7 protein-coding genes are annotated in these 6,780 nt (G+C 47.0%); 2 read left to right on the top strand and 5 right to left on the bottom strand.

Features of this window, described 5'->3' with window-relative positions:
• Both ACJ751_RS25305 and ACJ751_RS25300 read left to right on the top strand, forming a co-directional pair.
• Positions 1–362 (top strand): Dabb family protein (locus tag ACJ751_RS25305; protein WP_407748320.1); only part of this gene is annotated, 362 nt, incomplete at its 5' end.
• Positions 363–371: 9 nt separating this feature from the next.
• Positions 372–779: a DUF2251 domain-containing protein gene (locus tag ACJ751_RS25300; RefSeq protein WP_407748319.1), complete on the top strand. Its 408-nt coding sequence runs from the start codon at positions 372–374 to the stop codon at positions 777–779.
• Positions 780–795: 16 nt separating this feature from the next.
• On the opposite strand, the gene ACJ751_RS25295 is transcribed toward ACJ751_RS25300, so the two are convergent.
• From ACJ751_RS25295 to gndA, 5 genes are all read right to left on the bottom strand, one after another.
• Entirely contained in the window at positions 796–1,647 is an 852-nt protein-coding gene (locus ACJ751_RS25295) for a polysaccharide deacetylase family protein (protein ID WP_407748318.1), read from the bottom strand.
• On the bottom strand, positions 1,613–2,569 hold the full coding sequence (locus ACJ751_RS25290) for a glycosyltransferase family 2 protein (RefSeq protein ID WP_407748317.1): 957 nt from the start codon (positions 2,567–2,569) through the stop codon (positions 1,613–1,615). The genes ACJ751_RS25295 and ACJ751_RS25290 overlap by 35 nt, the downstream gene beginning before the upstream one ends.
• 312 nt (positions 2,570–2,881) lie before the next feature.
• The gene (gene pgl / locus ACJ751_RS25285; protein WP_407748316.1) at positions 2,882–3,604 is read right to left on the bottom strand and encodes a 6-phosphogluconolactonase; all 723 of its coding nucleotides are present in this window, start codon (positions 3,602–3,604) and stop codon (positions 2,882–2,884) included.
• A 105-nt stretch (positions 3,605–3,709) separates the two neighbouring features.
• Positions 3,710–5,239: a glucose-6-phosphate dehydrogenase gene (gene zwf / locus ACJ751_RS25280; RefSeq protein WP_407748315.1), complete on the bottom strand. Its 1,530-nt coding sequence runs from the start codon at positions 5,237–5,239 to the stop codon at positions 3,710–3,712.
• Positions 5,240–5,265: 26 nt separating this feature from the next.
• Positions 5,266–6,684: an NADP-dependent phosphogluconate dehydrogenase gene (gene gndA, locus ACJ751_RS25275; protein WP_407748314.1), complete on the bottom strand. Its 1,419-nt coding sequence runs from the start codon at positions 6,682–6,684 to the stop codon at positions 5,266–5,268.
• Positions 6,685–6,780: the final 96 nt, after the last annotated feature.

The following is a 6,780-nucleotide window of genomic DNA, read 5'->3' as shown; positions in this document are numbered from 1 at the left end:
TTGCCGGTGGATTGGTTACCTTAGCAGAAAATGGGGATCCCGTTATGATAGAAAACAAATTTATCCATCACGTTTATTTCTGGTTAAAGAATGCCGGCAGCAAGGAAGATCGCGCCAAACTCCTCGAAGGTCTGCATAAGCTGTCGAAGGTACCAACTATCAAAACCTTTCATATTGGTCAGCCGGCCGATACCAACCGCGATGTAATTGAACGGGGGTACGTATTCAGCTGGTTTGCTTTGTTTGATAATGGGGCCGACCAGGCAAGCTACCAGGTTGATCCTATTCACCTGAAATTTGTTGAAGACTATTCGCACTTATGGAGCAAGGTAATTGTGTATGATTCTGTAGATGCTAAATAACGGTGGCCCATGAACGGATACTTACTGCGGGAGCAGTCCTATACTGCGGGGGAAGCAACCTTTATTGATTGTATCAACGAGATAAACAACTATGCCGTTGCTTTTGAAGATGATACCGATACGGGGTATTTTTATGCGTTTATACTGGATGCGGAAGGAAAGCAACTGGTATTAGATGCGTTGCATATTTACAATATTGAGGAAGTGCCTGAAGAACTGCGAAAAGGTATTATCAGGATCATATGGTCGAAAGACTGGCAACGGTGCGCCCTGGTGATCAATAATTATTGCCACGCCATCTTTGATTTTGAAAATCATGGCGGCTACTGCCGGAACGAATTTCCGCCACCCAATGAATTCTGGACGAAAGGGGAAAGAACGCTCACCAATGAAATGGTAACGGCCCTGTTTAAATAAAAAATATCTGATCCCTTTATTCCGCCAACGGCGCCTTCCGGGAGATTTTCAGCGATTCGACCGCGGGTTGAATTAATTGCCTTGGTTGCAACGACCTGGTTGTTGAAAGCATATCCCACATAGTGGTGAAATCGCCTTCTGATTTCAGGTCTTTGATCAGGCGGTATAAGCGTTGTTGCATCTTTTCGCCCGACCATCTTTTTGCATAACCCGGTACCTCAAACTCCCAGATGTCGGTAAATTCCCAGGGATGAAAATATAAGCACAGGTAACCGTCTTTGTTCAGGGCTTTTATGGCCAGGTTTTTAAAAGCGCTGTAAGGCATATTTTTAAAGGCCAGCCAAAACAGCGGTATGCGCAGGCGTGAACTCACAGATGCCGGTACGCGCAGCATATTCTGATCGGTGTATATGGTGCGTGGCAGGTGAAGATCGTTATATCGGCCCGGGATCCAGGTAGGGTTTACAGAAGAATCGTAACTGTACCCGGCGGCAATAACATCAGCCATAGGTACTTTTTTCAACCGGGGCATTCTTAGGCCATAAACAGGCTGATTGGTAATATCTTCCAGTTCGAGCCGGCTTTGTAACAGGTCTTCTGTTTTGTACCGGGAATGAAAGAAAGTATGTGAAGCTATTTCGTGCTTGCGCGAGATCTGGCGAATGCTATCGGGATACCAGCTGGCAAAATTAGCGGTAGTAAAAAAGGTGCAGGCGGTATCGGCCCCATTTATGATGGCCATAGTAGATTGCAGGCCCTTGAAACCGATCTCCATTTGTTCTTCAATGGACAGGTTTTGATTATACTCCAGGGGCATATCAAACTCTTCTACATCAAAACTCATCAATATGTATCGCTGACGGCTCATGAATATTTGATTCTTTTACTATGTAAACAGGTCGGTGTTTGTTTTGCATAAATAGCTTGCCCAGGTAAATGCCAATGATACCCAGTATCATCAGCTGCAGGCCGCCAAAAAATACAACGGTCACTATTAACGAGCTCCAACCAGAGATCGTATACCCGAAATAGTAACTGTACAAGGCATAAGGTATATAAAGGGTCGATAAGGCTGCAAATGTAAAGCCAATATAGGTTGCTGCGTATAATGGTCTGATACTGAATGAGGTTATACCCTGTAAGGCAAACCGTATCATCTTCTTCGACGTATATTTTGAAGCGCCTGATCTGCGCTCATTCGGTTCATATTCAACAGGGATCTGCTTAAATCCTGCCCATTTTACCAGGCCTCTGAAAAAGGGTTCAAACTCGGCCAGTCCGCGCAGTACATCTACCACATTGCGGTTCATTAACCGGAAATCTGCGGTTCCTTTTTCAATTTTGATATCACTCAGCCAGTTTATGAGCTTGTAAAAAGCGTTGGAGGTAACCCGTTTAAAAAAGGGCAGCTTTTTATCTTCTTTTCGAATGGTGTACACCACATCATAGCCTTCCTCCCATTTTTCAAGCAAAGCGGGTATCAGGGAAGGCGGATGTTGCATATCCCCATCCATGGTAATTACACAATCTCCATCGGCTTTATCCAAACCGGCCTTGATGGCTGCCTGGTGGCCGAAATTGCGGGAGAAAGAGATGTACCGGATGTGATCGTCCTGAAGGGCCAGTTTTTTTACTTCGTGCAAAGTAAGGTCGTTGCTGCCGTCATCAACAAACAGCAGGTTGTACCGGTAAGGCAGGTCGGCAAACGTGCGTTTAATGGCCTTTGCCATTACGGTTACATTTTCCCTTTCATTATGAACCGGAACAATGATAGATACGAGTTTCGTCATGCCGTCATTGTTTTTAGGTAAATAATCAGGTTAGAGTTTAAACGCCAGCGTGTTGGTGGAATAGAGAGATGGTTGCAAATCAGGCCTTGCATGGCACATGCAGGATTACCTTGCGAGGATGACCCTGGCAAGTTTTCGTTCAGGCAAATGATTGGTGCTTTTCGATTGGGTGTTAACATCTCAATAACTACGGGTAAAACGGCATTTTTGACGTTTCCCCTATGTAGAAAGGCAAAAACTTCTCCAATTCCAGGAAAAAAAACGCTTATTTCCCGAAATATTGAAAATCAGTAAAATATACTTATGTGAATGTTAGGCCTTTACCTTGCTGGCGGCGGCTTCATCCACAAACCAGTGCAATTGGCCACTGGCAGGTTGAATGATCTGGGAAGGAAATTGGTCAACATTAGGTTCCCCCTTTAATACTTCATACAAAGCGTTGGCTTTGTTGGCGCCAAATGTGATAAAAGCCACTTTGCGGGCCCGGTTTACGATGGGGGCAGTTAAAGTGATGCGGTACATCTGCTGGGCGTCCAGGTAAAATGAGGTTACCCAGGCTTTTTGCTCATGGATAACGGGGGTGTGGGGGAAAAGTGAGAGGGTATGGCCATCATCGCCCATCCCATTTAGTACCAGGTCGAAGGAAGGGCCTTCGTCAGGAAAGTATTGGTGAAGGATGGCTTCGTAGGCTTTGGCCGAATTGTCAGGTGATAAAGTGGTGTCCATAATATGCACCTGGTCATGCAAAACGGGTACTTTTTCCAGCAAATGCTCAAAAGTCATTTTGGCATTGTTGCGGCTGTCATCAAAAGGCACTGCGCGTTCATCGCCCCAGAAAATATGCAGTTTGCTCCAGTCAATACGTTCCCGGTAAGGCGCAGCAGCCAGCAGTTCATACAGCTGTTTGGGCGAATTACCACCTGTAACCACCCAGGTAAACCGATCCTGTTTTTGCAGGGTAGTCTCTATGTTGGTAGTGATCCATTCAGCGAGGGCGTGGCTTACTTCGTCGGGAGTTTTGTATATATGGAGCATGGTAAATTAGTGCTATTTGTTCTTTATATATAGTATCAGGGTGAGCCACCCGCCAGCTGGCGGGTGGCTCACCCTGTAACGGTATTTTAAACTTTGCCAATTGCCTTATACTCCTGCCTGCACACCCTGGTGGCTCTGAGGTAAGGTGATCCAGTTGCGGCCATCGCGGGCGATGAGCGCTTCTGCATCTTCGGGTCCCCAGCTATCGGGTGCATAGTTTGGAAAATCAACCGGTGATCTGCTTTCCCATGCTTCCTGGATGGGCATTACCACTTTCCATGCAGCTTCAACCTGGTCGCTGCGCATAAACAGGGTAGCGTTGCCTTCCATAACATCCAGCAACAGGGTCTCATATGCTTCGGGATCATTATCGCCATAGGCTTCCTTATAATTAAAGGTCATATCAACCGGGTTCAACGCTACGGTTTGTCCGGGGCGTTTTGCCTGGAAGCGTAAGCGAATATCCATTTGCGGCTGAATGCTGATCGTAAGCCTGTTGGGCCTCCAGGTTAATGCCGCTTCCGGCGGGAAAGCGAAATTGGGCGCCTGTTTAAATTGAATGGTGATAACGGTTGACTTTTCATGTAACCGTTTGCCGGTACGTACATAAATAGGGACATCCTGCCAGCGCCAGTTGTCGATATAGAATTTTACCGCTGCAAAAGTATCGGTAGGAGAGCTGGGATTTATTTTATCCTCATTGCGATAGCCGGCTACTTTTTTACCCTGCATCCAGCCATCGGAGTACTGACCCCGCACGGCATACTTGTGCACTTCTTCCTTGCTGTATTTGCGCAGGGCGTTCAGCACATCTACCTTTTTATTGCGGATCTCATTAGCGTCGAATGATACGGGCGCTTCCATGGCCACCATGCACAACAATTGCAGAATGTGGTTCTGCACCATATCGCGCAGCGCGCCGGAGCGTTCGTAATAATCACCGCGATTTTCGAGACCAACGGTTTCTGCTGCGGTGATCTGGATATGATCGATGTAGTTCCGGTTCCAGATCGGTTCAAACAGCGCATTGGCAAAACGCAAGGCCAGGATGTTTTGAACGGTTTCTTTTCCCAGGTAGTGATCTATGCGATAGATCTGGGTTTCGTCGAACATCGACTTCAGCAGTTCATTCAGTTCATGCGCACTTTTAAGGTCATGACCGAATGGTTTCTCCACCACAATGCGGGTGCATTTGGTATCGTGACAAATATTTAAAGGGCCCAGTTTGCTGGCAATTTGTGGTACCAGGTGCGGGGCTACCGACATGTAGAAAATTACATTGGGATGTTCGCCATACTCCTGCTCTTTTTGCTTTACGATCTCGGCAATTTTCTGGTAATCGGCATCATTGCCGGCGTCCATTTGCAGGTAGCCGATATTTTTTGAGAACGTTTCCCATTGGCCGTTCTTATCATCCTTACGGCGGGAGAACTGTTGAATGCCCTCGTACAGGTGTTTCCTGAATTTATCATCGGTATAAGGGGTTCTGCCAATACCAATAATGCTGAACTTTTCAGGCATCCAGCCATCAATAAACAGGTTATATAAAGCGGGAGAAAGTTTACGCTGATTTAAGTCGCCACTGCCACCAAAAATGAACAACAAAGTGGCGGGCGGAGCTTTATGGTTTGTCATATTCTTATTTGAAGTATCAATATTAATTATTTCTTCGCCCACTCAGTATGGAATGTTCCTTCCTGATCGATGCGTTGATAAGTATGAGCGCCAAAAAAATCGCGCTGGGCCTGCAGCAGGTTTATTGGTAACTGCTTGCTGCGATAAGTATCGAAATAGCTCAGGCTGCTCAACAAGGCTGCGGCTGGTATGCTGTGCTGTATGGCCATAGCTGCTACGGCACGGGTACCGGCCTGGTTTGCATTCAATATTTTGGCTACCTCAGCATCTAGTAACAAATTCGTCAGCCCGGGGTTCGCTTTAAATGCATTTGCAAATGTTGGCAGTAATACTGAGCGAATGATACAACCACCGCGCCAAACGCTTACTACCTGCGGCATGGGTATTTGCATATCGAGGTCAATACCGGCCCGGTGCAGTTGCGCCAGACCCTGGGCATAACATATAATGGTAGCAAACAACAGGGCGTCGTGCACCTGTTGAATGAATTGTTCCTTGGGGGTACCAATTAAACTGGTTTGTTGGGGATACAGGGCAGAAGCCTGTACCCGCTCGGTTTTTAAGGCCGATAAGTTGCGCATGGCCACCGCCATATCGATGGTGGGAATGGGAACACCCAGGTCCATAGCGTCCTGTGAGGTCCATTTACCCGTGCCTTTGGCGCCCGCTTTATCGAGGATCATATCTACGAGGCGGTTAGGCGTTTTATCGTCGGGTTGTAAAAAAATGTCGGCGGTAATTTCAATAAGGAAAGAACGCAGATCGCCTTTGTTCCAGGTATCAAAAACAGTGTATAATTCGTCGTTGCTAAGGCCGGCGCCGCGATGCAGCAGATCGTAGGCCTCGCTTATCAGTTGCATGATGGCATATTCAATACCATTGTGCACCATTTTAACATAATGGCCGGCGGCTCCTTTACCCAGGTGGGCTACGCAGGGAACACCATCAACCTTTGCCGCTACGGCTTCCAGCATGGGACGCACATGGGAGTAGGCTTCCTGATCGCCACCAGGCATAATGCTGGGGCCGGTTCGTGCGCCTTGTTCGCCGCCCGAAACACCCATACCCATAAAATGAATGCCTTTGCCCTGCAGATAGGTAACACGTCTTAAGGTGTCGGTAAAATGGCTGTTGCCACCGTCAATAATGATATCGCCTTTTTGCACCAGGGGCAACAGGCTTTCAATAACATCATCAACCGGTTTACCGGCCGGAACAAGCATCATGATCTTTCGGGGAACAGCCAGCTGGCTCACCATGTCCTGCAGGGTGCCTACTCCTTTAACAGTAGTACCTGCAGTAGCGGCTGATTCCAGCGCGGAAGTTTTCTGATTGTCTTTATCAAACCCGATAACTTTAAAACCGTGATCGGCCATGTTAAGCAGGAAGTTTCTGCCCATAACACCGAGGCCAATCATACCGAAATCAAATTGTTGTGCACTCATTGCTAATAGATAAGGATGCAAAAGTAGGCAAATTGCAAATAGGCGGCACGGGAATGGTAAAATAGAAAATTATCAAATTATTGCCGCGTAACGGCA

It is taken from the genome of Niastella sp., from assembly GCF_045805085.1.
Taxonomy (GTDB): Bacteria; Bacteroidota; Bacteroidia; order Chitinophagales; family Chitinophagaceae; genus Niastella.
Note: the sequence above shows the minus strand (reverse complement) of the source record. Positions and strands in the feature narration are given on the sequence as shown.

Coding starts and splice junctions, on each gene's coding strand:
- ACJ751_RS25300 (WP_407748319.1), top strand. CDS start 372: ATGAACGGATACTTACTGCGGGAGCAGTCCTATACTGCGGGGGAAGCA.
- ACJ751_RS25295 (WP_407748318.1), bottom strand. CDS start 1,647: ATGAGCCGTCAGCGATACATATTGATGAGTTTTGATGTAGAAGAGTTT.
- ACJ751_RS25290 (WP_407748317.1), bottom strand. CDS start 2,569: ATGACGAAACTCGTATCTATCATTGTTCCGGTTCATAATGAAAGGGAA.
- pgl (WP_407748316.1), bottom strand. CDS start 3,604: ATGCTCCATATATACAAAACTCCCGACGAAGTAAGCCACGCCCTCGCT.
- zwf (WP_407748315.1), bottom strand. CDS start 5,239: ATGACAAACCATAAAGCTCCGCCCGCCACTTTGTTGTTCATTTTTGGT.
- gndA (WP_407748314.1), bottom strand. CDS start 6,684: ATGAGTGCACAACAATTTGATTTCGGTATGATTGGCCTCGGTGTTATG.